15 protein-coding genes and 1 pseudogene are annotated in these 17,714 nt (G+C 72.4%); 3 read left to right on the top strand and 13 right to left on the bottom strand.

From position 1 onward, the window contains the following. Nucleotides 1-35: 35 nt before the first annotated feature. A complete protein-coding gene (locus tag ACWCPY_RS38010) occupies nt 36-1,742 on the top strand; it encodes a PucR family transcriptional regulator (protein ID WP_451272950.1) in 1,707 nt (568 codons plus the stop codon). Nucleotides 1,743-1,875: 133 nt separating this feature from the next. Then, the gene (locus tag ACWCPY_RS38005; protein WP_451272948.1) at nt 1,876-3,225 is read left to right on the top strand and encodes a diaminopimelate decarboxylase; all 1,350 of its coding nucleotides are present in this window, start codon (nt 1,876-1,878) and stop codon (nt 3,223-3,225) included. A 48-nt stretch (nt 3,226-3,273) separates the two neighbouring features. Here the strand turns inward: ACWCPY_RS38005 and ACWCPY_RS38000 are convergent, their stop codons facing one another. From ACWCPY_RS38000 to ACWCPY_RS37940, 13 genes are all read right to left on the bottom strand, one after another. Continuing rightward, complete coding sequence (locus ACWCPY_RS38000) at nt 3,274-4,323, bottom strand: discoidin domain-containing protein (RefSeq protein ID WP_451272946.1); 1,050 nt, start codon at nt 4,321-4,323, stop codon at nt 3,274-3,276. Then, entirely contained in the window at nt 4,320-4,853 is a 534-nt protein-coding gene (locus ACWCPY_RS37995) for a phage tail protein (protein ID WP_451272944.1), read from the bottom strand. Before ACWCPY_RS37995 ends, ACWCPY_RS38000 begins: the two co-directional genes overlap by 4 nt. Nucleotides 4,854-4,858: 5 nt before the next feature. Next, nucleotides 4,859-6,817 (bottom strand): putative baseplate assembly protein, encoded by a 1,959-nt coding sequence (locus tag ACWCPY_RS37990; RefSeq protein ID WP_451272942.1) that lies wholly within the window; start codon nt 6,815-6,817, stop codon nt 4,859-4,861. Beyond that, complete coding sequence (locus tag ACWCPY_RS37985; protein ID WP_072488546.1) at nt 6,814-7,227, bottom strand: GPW/gp25 family protein; 414 nt, start codon at nt 7,225-7,227, stop codon at nt 6,814-6,816. Before ACWCPY_RS37985 ends, ACWCPY_RS37990 begins: the two co-directional genes overlap by 4 nt. A 6-nt stretch (nt 7,228-7,233) precedes the next feature. Continuing rightward, on the bottom strand, nt 7,234-7,515 hold the full coding sequence (locus ACWCPY_RS37980; RefSeq protein WP_451272940.1) for a PAAR domain-containing protein: 282 nt from the start codon (nt 7,513-7,515) through the stop codon (nt 7,234-7,236). A gap of 36 nt (nt 7,516-7,551) precedes the next feature. Continuing rightward, entirely contained in the window at nt 7,552-9,534 is a 1,983-nt protein-coding gene (locus ACWCPY_RS37975) for a VgrG-related protein (RefSeq protein WP_451272938.1), read from the bottom strand. Further along, complete coding sequence (locus tag ACWCPY_RS37970; protein WP_451272936.1) at nt 9,534-10,337, bottom strand: CIS tube protein; 804 nt, start codon at nt 10,335-10,337, stop codon at nt 9,534-9,536. The genes ACWCPY_RS37975 and ACWCPY_RS37970 overlap by 1 nt, the downstream gene beginning before the upstream one ends. A gap of 5 nt (nt 10,338-10,342) precedes the next feature. Then, nucleotides 10,343-10,780, bottom strand: coding sequence for a phage tail protein (locus tag ACWCPY_RS37965; protein WP_072488542.1), 438 nt, complete (start codon nt 10,778-10,780; stop codon nt 10,343-10,345). Between the two features lie 149 nt (nt 10,781-10,929). Continuing rightward, nucleotides 10,930-12,720: a hypothetical protein gene (locus tag ACWCPY_RS37960; RefSeq protein WP_451272933.1), complete on the bottom strand. Its 1,791-nt coding sequence runs from the start codon at nt 12,718-12,720 to the stop codon at nt 10,930-10,932. Between the two features lie 29 nt (nt 12,721-12,749). After that, nucleotides 12,750-12,893 (bottom strand): DUF6760 family protein, encoded by a 144-nt coding sequence (locus tag ACWCPY_RS37955; RefSeq protein WP_093896703.1) that lies wholly within the window; start codon nt 12,891-12,893, stop codon nt 12,750-12,752. After that, nucleotides 12,890-13,348 (bottom strand): hypothetical protein, encoded by a 459-nt coding sequence (locus ACWCPY_RS37950; RefSeq protein WP_451272931.1) that lies wholly within the window; start codon nt 13,346-13,348, stop codon nt 12,890-12,892. Before ACWCPY_RS37950 ends, ACWCPY_RS37955 begins: the two co-directional genes overlap by 4 nt. After that, complete coding sequence (locus ACWCPY_RS37945) at nt 13,348-13,791, bottom strand: phage tail protein (protein WP_072488539.1); 444 nt, start codon at nt 13,789-13,791, stop codon at nt 13,348-13,350. Before ACWCPY_RS37945 ends, ACWCPY_RS37950 begins: the two co-directional genes overlap by 1 nt. A gap of 77 nt (nt 13,792-13,868) precedes the next feature. Beyond that, entirely contained in the window at nt 13,869-15,419 is a 1,551-nt protein-coding gene (locus ACWCPY_RS37940; protein WP_451272928.1) for a phage tail sheath family protein, read from the bottom strand. 232 nt (nt 15,420-15,651) lie between these two features. Here ACWCPY_RS37940 and ACWCPY_RS37935 point away from each other — a divergent pair. Further along, nucleotides 15,652-17,714 (top strand): annotated as a pseudogene (locus tag ACWCPY_RS37935) (hypothetical protein); the annotation flags it as partial.

Here is a 17,714-nt window from a genome sequence, read left to right as displayed (position 1 = left end):
GGCCATGACGGGCGGACCCGGACCATGATGGGCGGATGCCGACGCACGAACCGGGCCGGCGCGACACCGGCCCCTCGCTGGAGCAGATCCTCGATCTGATCGCCCCCGGGATGCTCGATGTCGTCGCGGCCCCGCGCGGTACCGCCGTGCCGGTGGCAGGTGTGGCGCTGCACGACCCCGGCGAGGAGCGGGACGACGGCACCTGGTCGGCAACCGGGCTGATCCTGCTCGTGGTCGGCGTGGAGGTCGCCTCGCCCGAGGCCGTCGATGTGCTGTGCGCCGCCGACCGGGCCGGGGCCGCCGCCGTGGTGATGCGGCGGGGCGGCCGGGGGCCGCGGGCGGCGCTGGTGGAGGCGGCGGGCCGGGGGTGTACGGCACTGCTGACCCGGCGGCCGGGGCAGGGCTGGACGGAGGTGCTCGGCGGCCTGCGGACCGCTCTGGCGCACAGCGCCCCGGCCGGGGCCGACGGGCCGGCCGGGGTGGCGGGGCTGCGGCTCGGCGACCTGTCCGGGCTGGCCAATACGGTGGCGGACCTGGTCGGCGGAGCCATCACCATCGAGGACCCGCAGTCACGGGTGCTGGCCTACTCACGCCTGGACCACGAACCCGATCCGATGCGCCGGCTGACGATCCTGGGCCAGGAGGTCCCCCGCTGGCGGGTCGTCGAGCTCCGCGAGAGCGGCTTCTTCCAGACCCTGTGGAGCACCGACGGCGTGGTGCGGCTGCCCGCCGACGCCCGGTACGCCGAACGGCTGGCCATCGCCGTGCGCCACGGGTCGGAGGTGCTCGGCTCCATCTGGGCCGCCGCCGACGGGCGGCCGCTCGCCGAGGACGCGACGGCCGCGCTGCGCACGGCGGCACGGGCCGCGGTGCCGCATCTGTCCCACCACCAGACCTGGGGCCGGGCCGCGGCCCGGGCCCGGGAAGGCGCCGTGCACGCGCTCCTGAAGGGAGACGTCCGGGCCGCCCACGAGGCCGGGGTCGCGGCGGACCGGCCGTACGCGGTGGTGGTCGCGGAGGCGTACGACGGTGACGACGGGCACGACGAGCAGGCCGGGTCCGCCGTCACCGCCGGGCAGCGGGTGCTGGACGTGCTCGCGCTGCAGGCGGCCGCGTACCGGCCCGGGTGTGTGACCGCGCGGTCCGGGCGGCGGCTGTACGTCCTGGTCCCGGCCGGGGACGGGGAGACCGAACCGGCCCGCACCCTGCTGGCGACGGCGCGCTCGGTGCCGCGCAGCGTGGTCCTCGCGGGCGCGGGTCCGGTGGCGGCCGGGTTGACGGGGCTGCCCGCGTCCCGGGAGACGGCGGAACTGGTGGTGCGGGTGCTGCGGGAGCGGGCCGGGGGGCGGCCGGCCGGGGAGGTGGTGTCGGCGGTCGCGGCGTACGACGAGGTGGTCCCCGAGACGACGGTGCTCCGGCTGCTCGACCGGGTGGAGCCGTTGTGGGGTTCGCTGTCGGGGCCGGTGCACGCGATGGTGGAGCACGACCGGGCGCACGGTTCGGCGTACGGCGATTCGGTCGCCGCCTACCTCGACGCCTCCTGCGACACGGGCACGGCCGCGCGGCGCCTCAATGTGCACCCCAACACCCTGCGGTACCGGCTGCGCCGGGCCCGGGAGCTGTTCGGCGTCGATCCGGCCGATCCCGCCGTGCGGCTGCTCACGGAGATCGGGCTGCGGCTCGCGGCCCGCAGGCCGCCCGGGAACGTCGGGCGTCGACCGTTCGGGAACGCCGCCCCTTGATCCTTCGGCTGTCCGGTGCGGCAAAGGAATCGGGCGAGCGTCGTCGTGTCGGTCGAAGACGCGCCGTCCCCCGCGCGCCGAAGCTGTCCGTACAGGACGGCGTGGCAGACGGAGGGGTGTTGTGGTGGTTGGCATGACTTCAGGCTCGGTGGCCCGGCAGCGCGGTGACCGCCGCACGGCGGCGCTGGCGCGCGCCGTCGAGGACGGGCTCCTCGGTCCGCACGCGCCCGTGATCGGCCTTCTCGACGTGGACGGTGTGCTGGCGGCGGTGGAGGCGTTGAACGAGGCGTTCGCGGGGCCCGCCCCGGTACGGCACACGTTCGCCGCGAAGGCGTGCGGCCTGGTGCCGGTGCTGCGGCTGCTGGCGGACGCGGGGATGGGGTGCGAGGTCGCCTCGCCCGGAGAGCTGGAGCAGGCCCTCGCGGCCGGGTTCGCGTACGACCGGCTGGTCTTCGACAGCCCCGCGAAGACGGTCCAGGAGCTGGAGTTCGCGCTCGCCCACGGCATCGCGATCAACCTGGACAACTTCCAGGAGATGGCCCGGGTGGACCGGCTGCTGGTCGGCCGGGAGGCCGCAGGGCCCATCGGGCTCCGGGTCAACCCGCAGGTGGGGGCGGGCGCCATCGGCGCGATGAGCACCGCGACCGAGACCTCGAAGTTCGGCGTCGCGCTGCGCGACCCGGGGGCCGAGGAGGCGGTGATCGAGGCCTTCGAGCGCCGGCCCTGGCTCGACCGGCTGCACGCGCACGTCGGTTCCCAGGGCTGTCCGCTCCCGCTCGTCGCCGAGGGCATCCGCACGGCGTACGAGCTGGCCGAGCGGATCAACACCCGGCTGGGCCGCCCCCAGATCACCGGGATCGACATCGGCGGCGGCCTGCCCGTCAACTTCGCCGACGAGGACGACCGGCCCACGTACGCCGACTACGTGGCCGGACTCCGCGGAGCCGTGCCGGGTCTCTTCGACGGCCGCTACACCCTCGTCACCGAGTTCGGCCGCTCCCTGCTCGCCAAGAGCGGAACGATCGGCACGGTCGTCGAGTACACCAAGTCCGCCGGGGGGCGGCGGATCGCGGTCACGCACGCGGGGGCCCAGGTCGCCACCCGTACCGTGTTCATGCCCGGCTCCTGGCCGCTGCGCGTCGGCGTCTTCGACGCCTCGGGCCGTCCCAAGCAGGGCCCGGCCGAGGTCGTCGACATCGCGGGCCCCTGCTGCTTCGCCGGGGACCTCACCGCGAGCGCGCGCGAACTCCCCGTCGTCGAACCCGGCGACGTGGTGGCGCTGTACGACACCGGGGCGTACTACTTCTCCTCGCACTTCTCGTACAACTCGCTGCCCCGGCCCGCGGTGTACGGCTACCGCGCCGGCGCCGACGGGCAGGTGCGGTTCGCGCCGGTGCGCGAGGCGCAGAGCGTGCGCGGGGTGGTCGAGGAGAGCGGCCTCGCGCAGGCGGACAGCCTGGTGGCGCTGAAACGTACGGAGTGAGCTCCCGGCAGGGCCTCTCCCTGCCGGGCCCCTCGCCGCCGGGGCCCCTCAGGACCTCCGGCCGAAGAACTCGATCTCGGCGACGGCCAGCCGGCGGCCGGGGCCCGCTCCGTAGGTGGTGTCGGTCGTGAGCCGGGCCCTGACGATCTCCGATCCGCGCAGGTCGAAGGTCTGCTGGCCCGGCTGGTCCTTGACCCGCAGCTTCTTGCTGACGCCGGTGCCGTCGGCGGAGGTGAGCAGGACGGTGATCCTGGCCGGGCGGGCCTGGGTGAGGAACTCGTCCATCTTGGTCGACGTACCCGAGAAGACGACCAGCTTCAGCACCCGTACGGGTTGCTCGAAGTCGCACTCCAGGTACTGGCCTACCCCGGTGTCGGCCCCGGCGGCCGAGGGCGCCCAGTAGCGGTTGTTGAAGCCGTCGAACGCAGCACCCGCCGGATGCCCCGGAGCCCTGCTGGAGGCCCGGAACCGGGTGGGCGGCACCGCCTCCGGCGTCCCCGTCTCGTCCTTGGCGAAGCCGAGCCAGCCGGACAGGTGCGGCAGGGCGAACCAGACCCCGCACGCCAGCACGATCAGCACGATCGGCAGCGCCAGACCGGGGCGGCGCCACAGCCGGCGCTTCGGCCGGGTGCCCGCGGTGGGCGCCTGACGCGGTCGCCGCCGGAAGATCCGGCGCCACCAGGGAGGCCGGACATCGGGCGGCGGGCCCGGGTCCAGGAGCAGTGCGCAGCGGATGCACAGCGTGCGGTCCGGGGCGTTCTCCGTACGGCAGTTGGGGCAGCGGATCGGCGGAGCAGGGGGCGGGCCCGGGGGTGTGTTCGCCGGGCCGGGCGGAACGTCGGGCAGCGCCTCGGGCCCCGGGACCGGCTCGTCCCGGTCGTCGCCGGGGCGACGCGGGGCGGCGGGAGCAGGCGGCTGGGGCTGGGGAGTCGGTTGGGGCTGAGGGGTCGGCTGTGGCTGGGGGACGGGCTGCGGCTCGGGGGCGGCCGGAGGTGTCGGGGTGCCGCGCTGCGGCGCCTCCCACTCCAGGAACGCCTGGCACGACGTACAGAACTGTGTCCCCGGCGCGTTGTTCTGGCCGCACGTCTCGCAGATCACGAGACCTCCAGGTCGAAGCCCACATGCGCCGGGATCTCCGTACGGATCAGCTCCTCCAGCCGCACCCGGTCGACCTGGTACGGCTGCGCGGCCCGGACCCGGACCGTGACCCATGGCCTCGGGCCGCCCGGGAACTGGGTGTGCGGCGTCGTCGACCACGCCGTGCCGCCGCTCTCCACGATGTCCGGCTCGATCCCCGTCTCCAGGAACACCGCCTCCGCGAGGCCGCGCCGGGTGCCTCGCCTGCTGTGCCGCTCGACCGCGCCGCGCACCGTCGCGCGCCGCTGCTCGACCGGGTGGTCCGCTCGGGTGTCGACGGCCACCCACTGGGCCAGCCAGGCCAGGAAGTCCTCGGGCGCGCTGCGGGGGTCGAGGTGGGCGGGCAGATTGTCGATGGAGAGCAGGACCGGGGCGAGTACGTCGTCGAGCGCCGCGAGGAACCGGCGCAGGAAGTCCTGCTCCAGGTAGACCGCCGGGAGCTGTTCGATCAGCGGGTGCGGGGTCGGCAGGCCGGTCACGGCTGTGCGCATGGCGGTCAGGCCTCCCGTACCCGGAGCTGGTGCTCGTAGCTGAAGACCAGCGCGTGCCGGTCCAGCTCGATCTTGGTGGTGGGTTCGCCGCGCTGCCCGTTCACGGGGTCCGCGGGGAAGAGGCGTACGTCCTCCACCAGGTCCACGCCCGGCACCTGTTGCAGTACGGCGAACGCCTCGCCCGACTGGATCGGCCGGCCGAACGGCCAGCCGTCGCGGCCCGGTCCGCCGCTCAGCGGGTTGAAGTAGCTGTAGAGCGCGGTCAGCGCCTCCTCGCGCACCTGCTCCGGCACGACGCCCCGGCGGGCCTGGACCGTGGCGACCACGGTGACCCCCTGGTAGAAGGGCCGCTCGACCACCAACCGGGCCCCGATGGGCCTTCGTTCGTCCAGATGGCCCGCGATCAGGGCGAGGGTCTGCTGCGGCGGGATCAGCTCGTCGAACCGGATCCGGCCCTGCTCGTCGCTGCGCCCGGCCGGTACGACGAGCAGCCGCACCCCGCCCGCCTCGACGTCCGAGTCCCCGCCGGCCGGGATGCACTGCACCCGGGACGCGTCGGGTGCGACCTCCCGGGCGAGCAGTTCGTAGTCGTGCGGCACGACGGCCCGGCGCAGGGTCCGCAGCGTCATCGGCCCGCGCACCCGGGCGTTCTCCACCGTCTCGCCGTCGACCCCGCCGAGCGCGGGCCGGCGGTTCTCCACCCGGGCCACGTACGGGATGGCGCTGCGCAGCACCCGGAGCGTGGAGGTGGCCACATTGCCGCGCAGCCCCCCGCCGGTGCGGTACGAGCGCACGCGTACGGTGGCGCCCTTGGGCGGCACCTCGCCGTAGTAGCGGATGGAGCCGTCGCGCTCCCGCACCGCCGGTCCGAATTCGACCCGCCCCGAGTTGGGGTCGAGGGTGATGTGCCGGTCCCCGGGTCCCGAGTGCGCGAAGTCGTCGACCCGGGTCCACTCCGTGCCCTGCGGGCCTCCCTCGGGATCCGCGACCTCCACGACGAAGTCGCCGGGGACGACCGGCGGCCGGCTCACCGTGAAGATCTGGCCGGGTACGCCCTCGGCCGGGCCGAGCACCTCGTCGGTCACCGTCTCGGCGTGCACGGCGCCGACGGTCGCGCCGATCGTGAACGCGGTGATCCGGCGGACCACCGGGGGCGCCATGTAGGTGGGCTGCCCGGGGGCGGCCTCCACCAGACGGCAGCGCAGCCAGCCGCCGGTGCGGCGTACGACGACGGCGGGCGTGTGGCCCTGGGGCAGGTGCAGGATCAGCTCTCCGGACCGGTTGAAGCCGCCGGTGTCGTCCTTCTCGATCTCGCAGGCCTTCCAGGCGCTGCCGTCCCACGCCTCCCAGACCAGCGGCGGCCGCAGCGGGTCCACACCGACGCCCTCGACCGCGCAGTCCAGCCGCAGCGCGACCACCCCCGACGGGACGGCCGCGGACAGCCCCACGTAGAGGGCGTCGCCGGGGGCGGGCGTGGCGCCGAAGCAGGGCACGGACCGGCCGAGCGCGAGTTCCTCGGTACGGTCCACGGCGTCGCCGGACGTCGGCCAGGTGGCGAGGTGGGCGAACTCGCAGGGCACTATGGACAGTTCGCCGACGGTGGTGAAGACCACCGCCTCCTCGGTCTCCGTGCGTACGGTCGCGACCTCCGTGCCGGCCCGCACCCGTACCGGTTCCGGCTGCGGCGCGGAGAGCCGGAACGTCACATCGGTGCGGGCGGCCGTGGGCTGGTGGAGCCGGACCCCGATCAGGTCGAGGAAGGTCAGATAGCTCTTCTCCGGAACCCGGTTCACCCGGTAGACGAGCTGGTCGACCATGGTCGCGAAGGCCTCGATGAGGGTCACGCCCGGGTCCGACACATTGTGGTCGGACCACTCGGGGCAGCGCTGCTGGACGAGCCGTTTCGCCTCGTCGACCAGGCCCTGGAAGCGGCGGTCGTCCAGATACGGGCTGGGCAGCGTCACGCGCCGTCCACCTCCTCGTGCTGCGGGATCACATAGAACGGGAAGACCAGGTTCCGGGGGTCGTTGGCGCCCCGGACGGTGTAGCCGATGTCGATGTACAGGACGCCGTTGTCCACCTCGTCGAAGCGGACGACGACCTCGGTGACCTCGATCCGGGGCTCCCACCGGTCGAGCGCGAGGCGCACCTCGTACGCGAGCTGCCCGGCCGTACCGGCGTCCGCCGGGGCGAACACGTAGTCGTTGACGGCGCAGCCGAACTCGGGCCGCATCGGCCGCTCGCCCGGTGACGTCGCCAGGATCAGCCGGATCGACTCCTCCAGCTCGTGCTCCCCGCGCACCAGGGCGATGGAACCGGTGGCGTCGGTGCGCGGCGGGAAGGCCCAGCCCGCGCCGATGAACTCCTGCCCCATGGACGCTCAGCCTCCGATCAGTACCGTCGGGCACCCGGACACGATGGGTGCGCCGCACGCGGCCCGGTCCCCGACGCGTGCGGCGGGCTGCCCGCCGATCAGCACCGTGGTGCTGCCGGGCGGCGTGATCACGGACGGGGCGTGCACCGCGGGCGGCGGCATCGCGCACAGGTGGGGGGTGCCGACCGTGGCGGCGGGGAGCCCGCCGATCAGCACGGTCGGGACGCCGGGGGGCCCGATCGTGCCGGGGTGTCCGGTGGGGTCACCGACCCGTGCGGCTGCTGACATGGAAGTCCGTTCCTCTCGATCGGCGCGTCCGCGCGGTCAGTTGATCCTCACCATGGGTGCGTTGATGGCGAGGGAGCCGCCGCCCTTGATGTCGGTGCGCTGTGTTCCGTTGACCGCGACCTGGGCGCCCCGGACGTCGACCGTGCCGCCGGTGGAGAGCTTGACCTCGCCGTTCCCGCCGTCGACGTTCACTCCGCTGCGGGACTTCAACGTGACGCTGTCGCCGCTGAGTTCGAGCGCTCCCTGACCGCCGTCCAGCGCGACCCCGCGAGCCGCCTTGATGGACACCTGCTGCTTGGCCTCGATGTTCACGCTGCCGTCGCTGTTGATCACGATCACGGTGCCCCGGCGGTCCAGATCGATCTTCAGCTTTCCGTCGCCGGTGAGCAGGCGTACGCCCTGCGGCCCGTTGGCCTCGTCGAGGATCTCCAACTGGTTACCGCTCTTGGAGGCGACCGAACGCCGGTTGACAGCCCCGCTGGTCGGGTCGACCAGCGAGCCTCCCGCAGTGGCCGGGGCGGGCGTTCCCGGGGAGGGCGTTCCCGAGGAGGGCGTTCCCGAGGGGGACGACTCTCCGTTCCCGCCGCCTCCGCCCCCGCCGCCACTGCCACTGCCCTGCGACGGCCGGTCCTTCCCGTTGTACAGACCGGCGAGGACGTACGGGCGGTCCAGGTGCCCGTGCTCGAACCCCACCAGCACCTCGTCCCCGACCTCGGGGATGAACGCCTCGCCGCCGCTCGTCCCGCCCGACTGGGCCGTGCGCGCCCAGTCGCTCGCGTACTCGTCCGACAGCCAGGGGAACCGCACCTTGACCCGGCCCGAGCCCTCCGGGTCCTGGGTGTCCGTGACCGTCCCGCTGACCAGCCCCGCGCAGCGCGACCCGCCCGCGCCGCCCGCACCGGACCCGCCGGAACCCGGCCCTCCGCCGGTCAGCCCGAACAGCGAACGCTCCTGCTGCCCGGAGACGGTGAGCCAGGTCTCGTACCCGCGCACCGGGTCGAAGACATGCCGCGACGAGGTGACCGTGTACCGCCCCTCGAACGGCGCCCCCACCGCGTTGAGCGCCACCGCGCTGCCGGCCCGCACCTCCGGGTTCCCCCGGATCACCGCCTCCAGCTCCGCGAACGACCCGGCGATCCGCTCGGCCAGGGCCTTCGCCGCCTGGTCCACCTGGGCCTGCGCCCCGTACGCCGTGTCCGTGACCACGAAGCGCGCCTCGCCGAACGGGGCGGACACCTCGGCCGCGCTCACCCCCAGCTCCAGGGCCGCCGACTTCCCGGCGGGCGCCCGCCCGACGAGCGGCTGCTTGGTCTTGATGTCCCATCCGCGCACCTCGACCTCGGAGACCTGCTCGGCGGACGACACCCCGGCCCGGCAGCGCAGCAGGTTGCTGCCCATCTCCAGGACCAGCGGATTGCGGTCGGCGCGCGCCGAGCCGTCCGGTGCGCCGCTCGCCTCCGCGGGCCGGGTGATGTGCAGCTGTCCGTCGAGCACGTACGCCTGGGCGCCCGCCTCCTCCGCCAGGTCCCGGACGAACTCCCAGTCGGTGACGTTGGGCTGGGCGATGTGTTCGAGCACGGGACCGGCCACGTCGACCTTTCCCGGTTTCAGTCCGGCGCGCTGGGCGACCTGGGCGCAGATGTCGGCGAGCGTCATGTTCTGGTAGCTGGCCACCCGGCGGCCTCGGAACAGCCGGTGCGACTCGTCGAGCCCGCGTACGACGGTGAAGGTGCCGGTCTCGTCGAGCTCCACCTCCAGGGCGGTGACCACGCCCTTCAGCAGCGGTTTCGGTGCCGAGTCGCCGCCCGCCCGGGCCAGCAGCCTGATCTCGCTGCCGATCTTCAGCCCGGTCTGGCCCAGCAGCACCCGGTCCGGGTCGCGGAAGCGCAGCAGGAACAGGTCGGGCAGCGTCCTGCTGTCGTCGACGTACCCCTCGACCAGGGTGTTCACGAACTTCGGCGGCAGCGGACCGCCGCCGATCTCCACCACCAGCGCCGTCGCGACGCCCGGCTGCGCCATCAGGGCCGCCCTCCGTCCCGGCCCTCTTCGAGCCGGCTCAGCTCGTCGAGCGCGGGGAGCAGCAGTTGCCGTCCGGGGGGCAGCCGCATCGGGTCGTCGATCCCGTTCGCCTCCGCGATCACCCGCCAGGCCGCCGGGTCGCCGTACTCGCGCTGGGCGAGCGAGGGCAGCGAGTCCCCGGCGCCCAGCCGGTGCACCCGGCGGGCCGCGAGGGCGCCCGAGGTCGGGTTCTGGCCCGGCGTGTCACCGCTGATCTCCTCCATCGTCACCTGGCACACGGCCCGGATGGGCACGCCCGACGTGGTGAACAGGGTGTATTTCGCCTGCACTTGACTGACGTAGCCGGGGAATCCGGTCAGCCCGCCCCAGTGGAAGACCACCCACGGCGGCGAGGAACGCTGCTGCTGCCGGGTCTCGTCGGTCGGCACGCAGCACGCGAAGAGCTGTTCCACGGAGGTCACCACACGGGTGTCCTGGGTGTCGCTGGCGTCGAAGAACATCTCCACGGTGAGCTTGCTGGGCTGCGAGCCCTGGTACTCCGGCGGGCCGGAGCTCTTCGCGCCCTTCGCCGGACTCCGCTTCCAGGAGGCGGCCTTGGTGAGGCTGAGCTCCTTGGGGTTGAACTGGAAGTCGATCCGCCCGCACGGGCCGCCGGGGGTGAGGCCGCCGCCGGTCGGCGGGGTCCGCAGTTCCAGGTAGGCGTGCTCCAGCTTGGGCCTGGCCGAACCTCCCTTGCCGGCCTTCGCGGCCGATGCCCCCGACGTACCGGCGGCGCTGAAGGCGATGGGACCCGCACCGCTCACGACGCTCAGCCCTCCATCACATAGCCGTGATGGGCGATCTCGATCGTCTCCATCGCGACCTTGGGCGATTCGGGGGTGAAGGAGGGGCCCGTCCAGCGGACCGGTACGACCTCCAGCAGCCCCCACTGGGCCACCTTCTGCCCGTCCCCGGTCCGCGCCTCGATGTGGGCCGTCTTGCGGCTGAACCCGGTCGTCATGGTGGCGAACCAGCGCGCCACCTTCTCGGTCTCCTTGGTGAGCGGCCGGGACAGCTTGACGTTCGAGTACTTCAGGCGGGTCGGCAGCTGCCACAGATGCCCGTTGTTGCCGCCCTCCTCCCGTGTTTCGAGGACCACTTCACAGCCCAGCCCGTCGCATGTGTTGAACGATCCGAGCTCGATGTCGTCGATCGTGACGACGAAGCAGACACTGACGGCGGGATCGTTCTCCTGGGCGGTGGCCATGGCGCGTACCTCTCGCTTCTCTTGTTGTCGCTGCCGTTCTCAGTGCCTGGTGTCGACCTCAGTGCTTGGTGTTGGCCTCAGTGCTTGGCGCTGCCTCGGTGCCTGGTGTTGCCTCAATGCCTGGTGTTGCCTCAATGCCTGGTGTTGCCTCAATGCCTGGTGTTGATGAGGAATCCCGCCCGTTCGCGTTCCAGCCGCAGATCCGCCTTGAAGAGCCTGCTGAGCGGCGGGTACAGGGCGCGTACCAGCTCGTCGGTGACGACGGGCGCACCTCCTGGGGCGGCGCCGTGGCCGGGAGCGCCGGGTGCGGCGTGCTCCCCGGTCGCGGCTCGGGGTTCCGGTCGGGGCTCCGGCCCGGGTTCGGACGCGGCCTCCTCGGGCGGATCCGGTGGCGGTGGCTCCTCCGTCACGGTCTCGCGCTGGACGGCGGGCGGCGCGTACGGCGGGGGCGGCGACCCGAAGACGACGCTGCCGTCGGCCATCCGCTGCGCCACCCCGGCGGCCACGGCGACCGAACCGGCCGAGGTGAAGGAGGGCCCGGACGCCGAGGAAGTGCGGGCGGCGGACCATGCGGTACCGCTACCGGATCCCGGCAGCGAACGGGGCACCGGTGGCCCTCCGGCTGCCTGCCTCTGAAGGGCGGGAAGCGGCGGGGAGGCCGCGCCCGTCCCCTGCCCCGGAGCCGTGACGGTACGTTGCAGCGCCGCCGGTACGGACGGTGCCACCGCCGCCATCGACGGCGTACCCGCTCCACCGGACGTCCAGCGCACCGGTACGGCATCGGCCGGGGACACCGGCTCCGCACCGGGCACCGGCATGGGCCCCGCACCGGCCGGCGGAGACGGCACCACCCCGTCCACCGCGGAACGCTGCACGGCCCCCGGCCCACCACCGCTCACGTTCTGCAGCGTCACGGGCCGGTCGGCGAGCAGCGGTGCGACCGGGTCGGTGCTCGGGGGCGGCGCGAGGGGAGCCTGCGACGGCACGGCGGGAGTCCGCTGCACCGCCGGTGCGGGGCCCGGCGGTGTGGAGTCCGACGCGGCGGGGCCCGGCGGTGTGGAGTCCGACGCGGCGGGGAGCAAGGGGGAGTCGCCGAGCAGCGGCGCGGTGGGCCCACCGGAGCCGGGCTCCGTCTCCGGGACGGGCACCTGAGCGGCCTCAGGAACGTGACCGCCGCCACCGTCCACCGCGCTCCGGGCGACCGGAATCCCCCCGGACTCCGCACCGGGACCCTCAACGGCAGCCTGTCGCTGTGCCGTTGGCGGCAGCGCGGGCATGGGAGCGCCGAGACCGGGCACACGCCGGGCCGGGCCGGGCGCGGGCGGCACCACCGATCGCTGAACGGCCGGGGCCGGGGACGGATGCGGGTGGGGGTGCGGATTCGGAGTCGGATTCGGCGTCGCGGGCCCGGGTTCGGGCCTGGTCACAGCCGGTTCAGGTGCTGCCACAAGGGGTTGCTCGCCGACCAATTGGCGCACCGGCAACTCCGCCACGGCCTCCTCCCCGGCCGATGTCATCGCAGGTGCATCACCCGGAACGACACGCTGCACAGGCAGGGACAGAGGTACGGACAGGGGAACGGAGCCGCCCCCGACCGGCAGCTCCGCCGAACGTTCCATGGACCGCTGCACCGGCGACGGACGGTCCGCGGTGACCGGGCCGGCCGGGGCGGTGATCCCGTGCACCAGCCCGGTGGGCGCGTCCGGGCTGACCAGATGACCGAGGGGTGTCCCGAGCGAGGTGTCCTGCCGGGTGGAGAGCGACCCCTGGAATCCGGAGGGGTCGATGACCAGGCCCTGAGTCCCCAGGGTCCGCTGGATCGGCGGCAGTTCGGACAGATCGGCCCGTTCGCGCGGCGGAGCCGGCGGAGCGGCACCCGCCTCCGCCCCCGCACTCGTCTCCGTGCGCCCGCCACCGCGCAGCCAGGACATCAGGCCCATGAATTTTCCCGCCCTCCCTGCGCTGTCCGCTACTGCCCGTTGAGGCGAGCGATCTGTGCGACGAACCTCAGTCGTTCCGGGTGCTCCAGGTCCAGCAGCTCATCGAGCGGCCAGTGGAAGTGATAGGCGAGGTACGCGACCTCCTCGTAGAGCAGGTCGGCCGCGTACGTCACGATTCCCCCAGGCGGCCACCGGCGAGATTCACCGCGAACTCCTCCTGGCAGGACGGACAGGTGACGGCGGCGCGGGTGTGCCCCTCGGCGTTGATCCGCCGGTAGAAGTCCTGGAGGAAGGCCAGGTCGGAGGCGAAGAGGTCCTCGATGATGCCGGGGTGGATGTCGTCGATCGTGCCGATCCGGGTGACGACCCGGGCGATGAGCACGACCGAGAGGTACGCGGAGTTCTCCCGCACCCGGTCGTCCCGCAGCGGCACGAGTTCGTCGCGCGCGGTCGCGAGCCGCATGGTGCCCGTATGGTGCACGACGCCCGCGTCGTCGACGTACCCGCGCGGCAGCTCGAAGGTGAACTCGGTACGGAGCGGCTCCCGTTGGCCGGACCTCCCGTTCCCACCGGCCGGGGGGTGCGCGTCCGGCCGCTCAGGGGCCTCCGCCGGAGCCGTACGCCGCATCAGTCGAGTTCCATGCTCTCGTAGGTGATCGCGAGCTTCTCCGTCAGGACCGAGGTGTCACCGGCCTTGAGGGTGCCGATCTCCAGGGACTTCGGCCAGGCGTTGATGAGCTTGTAGCGCTTGATCGCGATGCCCTCGTGGTCGTACACGATCACCGCACCGTTGCGGCGGGCCGCGGTCATCCGGCCGAACCGGGAGTCCTTGATCCACCGTTCGAAGCTGTTGTCCTCGGTGAGCCCGCGGGTCACGGTCACCTCACCGGCCTTCGGCCTGCCCGGGAGCTTCTTGATGGCGTAGCGGCCGTCGGCGGTGTTCTGCTTCAGCTCGATGACGTCCTGCTCCATCTTCAGACCGCTGACCTCGGTGATCTGCTTGATGACGACGCTGTCGAATTCGAGGCCGAAGGAGGCCCCGACGGTGCTGTCGAGATCGGGAAGTGGCACAACAGGCTCCTTTACCGCTTTTACCGCTTGGTGGACCTCAGGACGGCCGCGCTGCTACGGCCCGGCGCCCGGCGGCGCTACTCGTCGACACCGCCGGTGCCCCCGGTCAGCTGGGAGAGGCGGAAGACGACGAACTCGGCCGGCCTGACCGGTGCCACCCCGATCTCGCAGATGACCTGACCTGCTTCGATGCTCTCCGGCGGGTTGGTCTCGCGGTCGCACTTGACGTAGAACGCCTCTTCCGGGGTGAGCCCGAACAGCGCCCCCTTGCGCCACTCGTTGACCAGGAACGCCGATACGGTGCGTCGGATACGGGCCCACAGGGCGTCGTCGTTCGGCTCGAAGACGACCCACTGCGTACCGGCGAGGATCGACTCCTCCAGGTAGTTGAAGAGGCGCCGGACGTTCAGATAGCGCCAGGCGGGGTCGGAGGCCAGTGTGCGTGCGCCCCAGACCCGGATGCCGCGCCCGGGGAAGGCACGGATGCAGTTCAGCCCGATCGGGTTGAGCAGGTCGTGTTCGCCCTTGGTCAGCTGGGTCTGGAGGGCGACCGCCCCGCGCACGACCTCGTTGGCCGGGGCCTTGTGCACCCCGCGCGACTCGTCGTTGCGGGCCCAGACCCCGGCGATGTGACCGCTCGGCGGGACGAGCCGGGCACGCCCGGACGAGGGGTCGGCGACCCTGATCCAGGGGTAGTAGAGCGTGGCGTACTTGGAGTCGAAGTTGGCGCTGCCGGTGCGCCAGGCGCGGATCTGCTGCGGGCTGAGTCCGGGCGGCGGGTCGAGGATGGCGACGCGGTCCCCCATCAACTCGCAGTGGGTGATCAGCCCCTGCTGCACGGCGATGACCGACTCCAGGTCCAGCAGCCCGCGTTCGTACGCGCTCATCAGGTCCGGTACGGCGATGGTCGTGATCTCTTCGACCGCTTCGAGCCCGCCGAGACCGGTCCGGCGGTCGGGGTCGCCGACGTACAGCTCGGGGGTCAGCGCCCCGGCCTCGGGCGACGCGGGCGCGGCGGGGGCCAGGGTCACGCTCTGCGGTTCGGGTCTGGCCGGGGCGGCACCGCGGGCCGTCTCGCGTATCTCGATGAGCTCCGACTTCGCGTTGACCCGGGTGGCGACGTTCTCCTTGCTGCGCTTGGTGGTGACACCCGGGTACGTCTCCGCGACCTGCCCGTCCCGCTTCACGATCAGCTGGAAGACGTCGGAGGGCGGATCGTCCCCCTCCGCCTCGGTCACCTCTACGGTGACCTCGCCCGCCACACCGGCGCGGGGCTTCACCGCGTACGGTCCGAGCTGCGTCTCCGACCCCGCGGGCAGCTGCCCGGCGCTCCGTTCGTCGTCCCCCTCGGCCGGAGGTTCGGTGCCGTCACCGATGCGCACCACGTAGCAGACGCCGCCGCCGTTGGCGAAGAACCCGTACACGGCCGAAGCCAGATACGTACCGTCGACGAAGTCACCGAACGTGCCGGCGAACTGGCTCCAGTTGGTGATCAGCGTCGGCTCGTCGAACGGGCCCTTCTGGGCGAAGCCGACGAAGGCGGCGACCGAGGTGCCCACCCCTTCGATCGGCCGGGACCCGGACTCGATCTCTTCGACGTAGACGCCCGGGGACAGGTACGACGGCATGTGAGTCTCTCCTTGGCCGGGGAACGCACGCAATTCTCGCGAGAGCGGCGATCACCGGGAACGGACACTCGGCCGCCCGCCCGTGCACCGGCCGCTGCCCGATCAGGCAATGCCCACGCGCTGTACGTGCCGCCGGGCGCTGCCCCGATCGAGGTGCTCCTGCCCTGCGTATCGCGCGGGCCCCGCGCACACCCTGGGACGCCGACAGGGACATCTGCGGCCGGGAGGGCGGATGAGGGAGGTTCCGGAGAAGGGCCCCGCCTCCGGCCGTGCCGGCGACGCCTCCTCCCGTACGGGTGGCCCGCGTACGGACGTCTCCCGTACGACGACCGCGCCGGAGCGCCCACCGGGCGATCGCCCGGCCCCCCGAAACCTGCAACGCCTGCAACGCACGGCGGGCAACAGGGCCGTTTCCCGCCTGGTCGCCCAGCGCTACACGGCCCCGGTGAAGCCGTCCCCCGCCCAGGCCCCGGGTTTCCGCAGGGTCAAGGCGGATGTGGCGGCGAAGAAGGTCCGCCTGTCCCATCACGCTCCCGCCGCCGCCGAGTCGAAGTCGGCGCAGGACGCGGCGGTGGCGCCGCCGGACGACAAGGAGGCGCAGGGCAAGGCGGCGAACGCGGAGAAGATGAATGCCGCGAAGCCCGGTGAGTTCAACAAGCAGGCGTTCATCGACGCGGTGAACAAGGCGATCGACGCCCAGGCCCCGAAGAACCTCGACCAGGCCGACAAGTTCTCCAAGTCCGGTAAGGCGGACAGGATCAAGGACGAGGTCGACGGCAAGGTCAAGGACGGCAAGGAGTCCTCGGCCAAGGACATCGACACGGCCACCAAGGCCCCGCCCGATACGTCGGCGGCCAAGGACAAGCCCGTCACGCCGATGACCCCGGACCAGCCGCCCGCCAACCCGGGTGCCCCGTCCGCCGCAGACGCGATCCCCGCCCAACAGCCTGCCTCCGTGACGGACTTCTCCGAGGGCCCGGCCGCCAACGACCAGGCGATGGCGGACGCGGAGGTCACCGAGGACCAGCTCGCCAAGGGCAACGAGCCCGAGTTCGACCAGGCGCTCTCGGCGAAGAAGACCGCCGAGACCGATTCCGCGAAGGCCCCCGCCAAGGGCAGGGCGGCCGAGGCCCAGCAGCTGAGTACCGCGAAGGCCGGGGCCGCGGCCTCCGGCGCCCAGGCCATGAACGCCCTGACGGCGAGCAGGGCTTCGGCGGGCAAGCAGGTCGACGGCGGCAAGGGCGAGACGAAGTCGAAGGACGAGAAGAAGCGGGCCGAAGTCACGGCGAAGCTCCAGAAGGTCTACGACGGGACGAAGAAGGACGTCGAGGCCACCTTGTCCGGGCTGGACAAGAAGGTGGATGAGGCATTCGCCTCGGGCGAGAAGGCGGCCCGGGACGCGTTCACCGCCGACCACAAGCGCCGCATGAAGAAGTACAAGGACAAGCGCTACTCAGGCATGTTCGGCCCGGCGAAGTGGGCCAAGGACAAGCTGATGGGCATGCCGAAGGAGGCAAACGACCTCTTTCAGGAGGCCCGCAAGCTCTACGTGGCGAAGATGCAGACGGTCATCTCGTCGGTCGCCGACATCATCGGCACCGAACTGGGCAAGGCCAAGGCCCGCATCGCGAAGGGCCGCACCGAACTCAAGGCCGAGGTCGACAGACTCCCCGCAGACCTGCGCGAGTTCGGTCAGGAGGCCGCCACCGACTTCGCGGGAAAGTTCGACGACCTCGAAGCCACGGTGAACGAGAAGTCCGAGCAGCTGGTCCAGGACCTGGCCAACAAATACACCGCCGCCTTGAACAAGGTCGACGAGGAGATCAAGAAACTCCAGGAAGCCAACAAGGGCCTCGTCGACAAGGCGAAGGATCTGATCGTCGGCGCCGTGAAAACGATCAAGGAGCTGATGAACCTCCTCCTCGGCATCCTCGCCAAGGCCGCCTCCGCGATCATGAAGATCATCAAGGACCCCATCGGCTTCCTGGGCAACTTCGTCAGGGCGGTCGGCGCCGGCCTCAACCTCTTCATCACCAACGTCGCCGAACACCTCAAAACAGGTGTCGTGTCCTGGCTGCTGGGCACCGCGGTCAAAGCGGGCCTCGAACTCCCCCAGAAGTTCGACCTCAAGGGCATCATCCAGCTCATCGGCTCCCTCCTCGGCCTGACCTGGGCCAACATCCGCGCCCGCATCACCCGCAAGGGCATCCCCGACCAGGCCATGACCGCCGTCGAGTCCTCCGTCCCCGTCGCGAAGAAACTCGCCACCGAGGGCCCCGCCGGAGCCGTCAAGGA

The organism is Streptomyces sp. NPDC002403 (assembly GCF_053593015.1).
The sequence above is the reverse complement of the archived record's forward strand: the minus strand, read 5'-3'. Positions and strand labels throughout refer to the sequence as shown.

Excerpts from the sequence above, each read along its gene's own strand:
- ACWCPY_RS37980 (WP_451272940.1), bottom strand. The coding sequence starts at position 7,515 with ATGTCAGCAGCCGCACGGGTCGGTGACCCCACCGGACACCCCGGCACG.
- ACWCPY_RS37960 (WP_451272933.1), bottom strand. The coding sequence starts at position 12,720 with ATGGGCCTGATGTCCTGGCTGCGCGGTGGCGGGCGCACGGAGACGAGT.
- ACWCPY_RS37950 (WP_451272931.1), bottom strand. The coding sequence starts at position 13,348 with ATGCGGCGTACGGCTCCGGCGGAGGCCCCTGAGCGGCCGGACGCGCAC.
- ACWCPY_RS38010 (WP_451272950.1), top strand. The coding sequence starts at position 36 with ATGCCGACGCACGAACCGGGCCGGCGCGACACCGGCCCCTCGCTGGAG.
- ACWCPY_RS37940 (WP_451272928.1), bottom strand. The coding sequence starts at position 15,419 with ATGCCGTCGTACCTGTCCCCGGGCGTCTACGTCGAAGAGATCGAGTCC.
- ACWCPY_RS37995 (WP_451272944.1), bottom strand. The coding sequence starts at position 4,853 with ATGCGCACAGCCGTGACCGGCCTGCCGACCCCGCACCCGCTGATCGAA.
- ACWCPY_RS37975 (WP_451272938.1), bottom strand. The coding sequence starts at position 9,534 with ATGGCGCAGCCGGGCGTCGCGACGGCGCTGGTGGTGGAGATCGGCGGC.
- ACWCPY_RS38005 (WP_451272948.1), top strand. The coding sequence starts at position 1,876 with ATGACTTCAGGCTCGGTGGCCCGGCAGCGCGGTGACCGCCGCACGGCG.
- ACWCPY_RS37965 (WP_072488542.1), bottom strand. The coding sequence starts at position 10,780 with ATGGCCACCGCCCAGGAGAACGATCCCGCCGTCAGTGTCTGCTTCGTC.
- ACWCPY_RS37985 (WP_072488546.1), bottom strand. The coding sequence starts at position 7,227 with ATGGGGCAGGAGTTCATCGGCGCGGGCTGGGCCTTCCCGCCGCGCACC.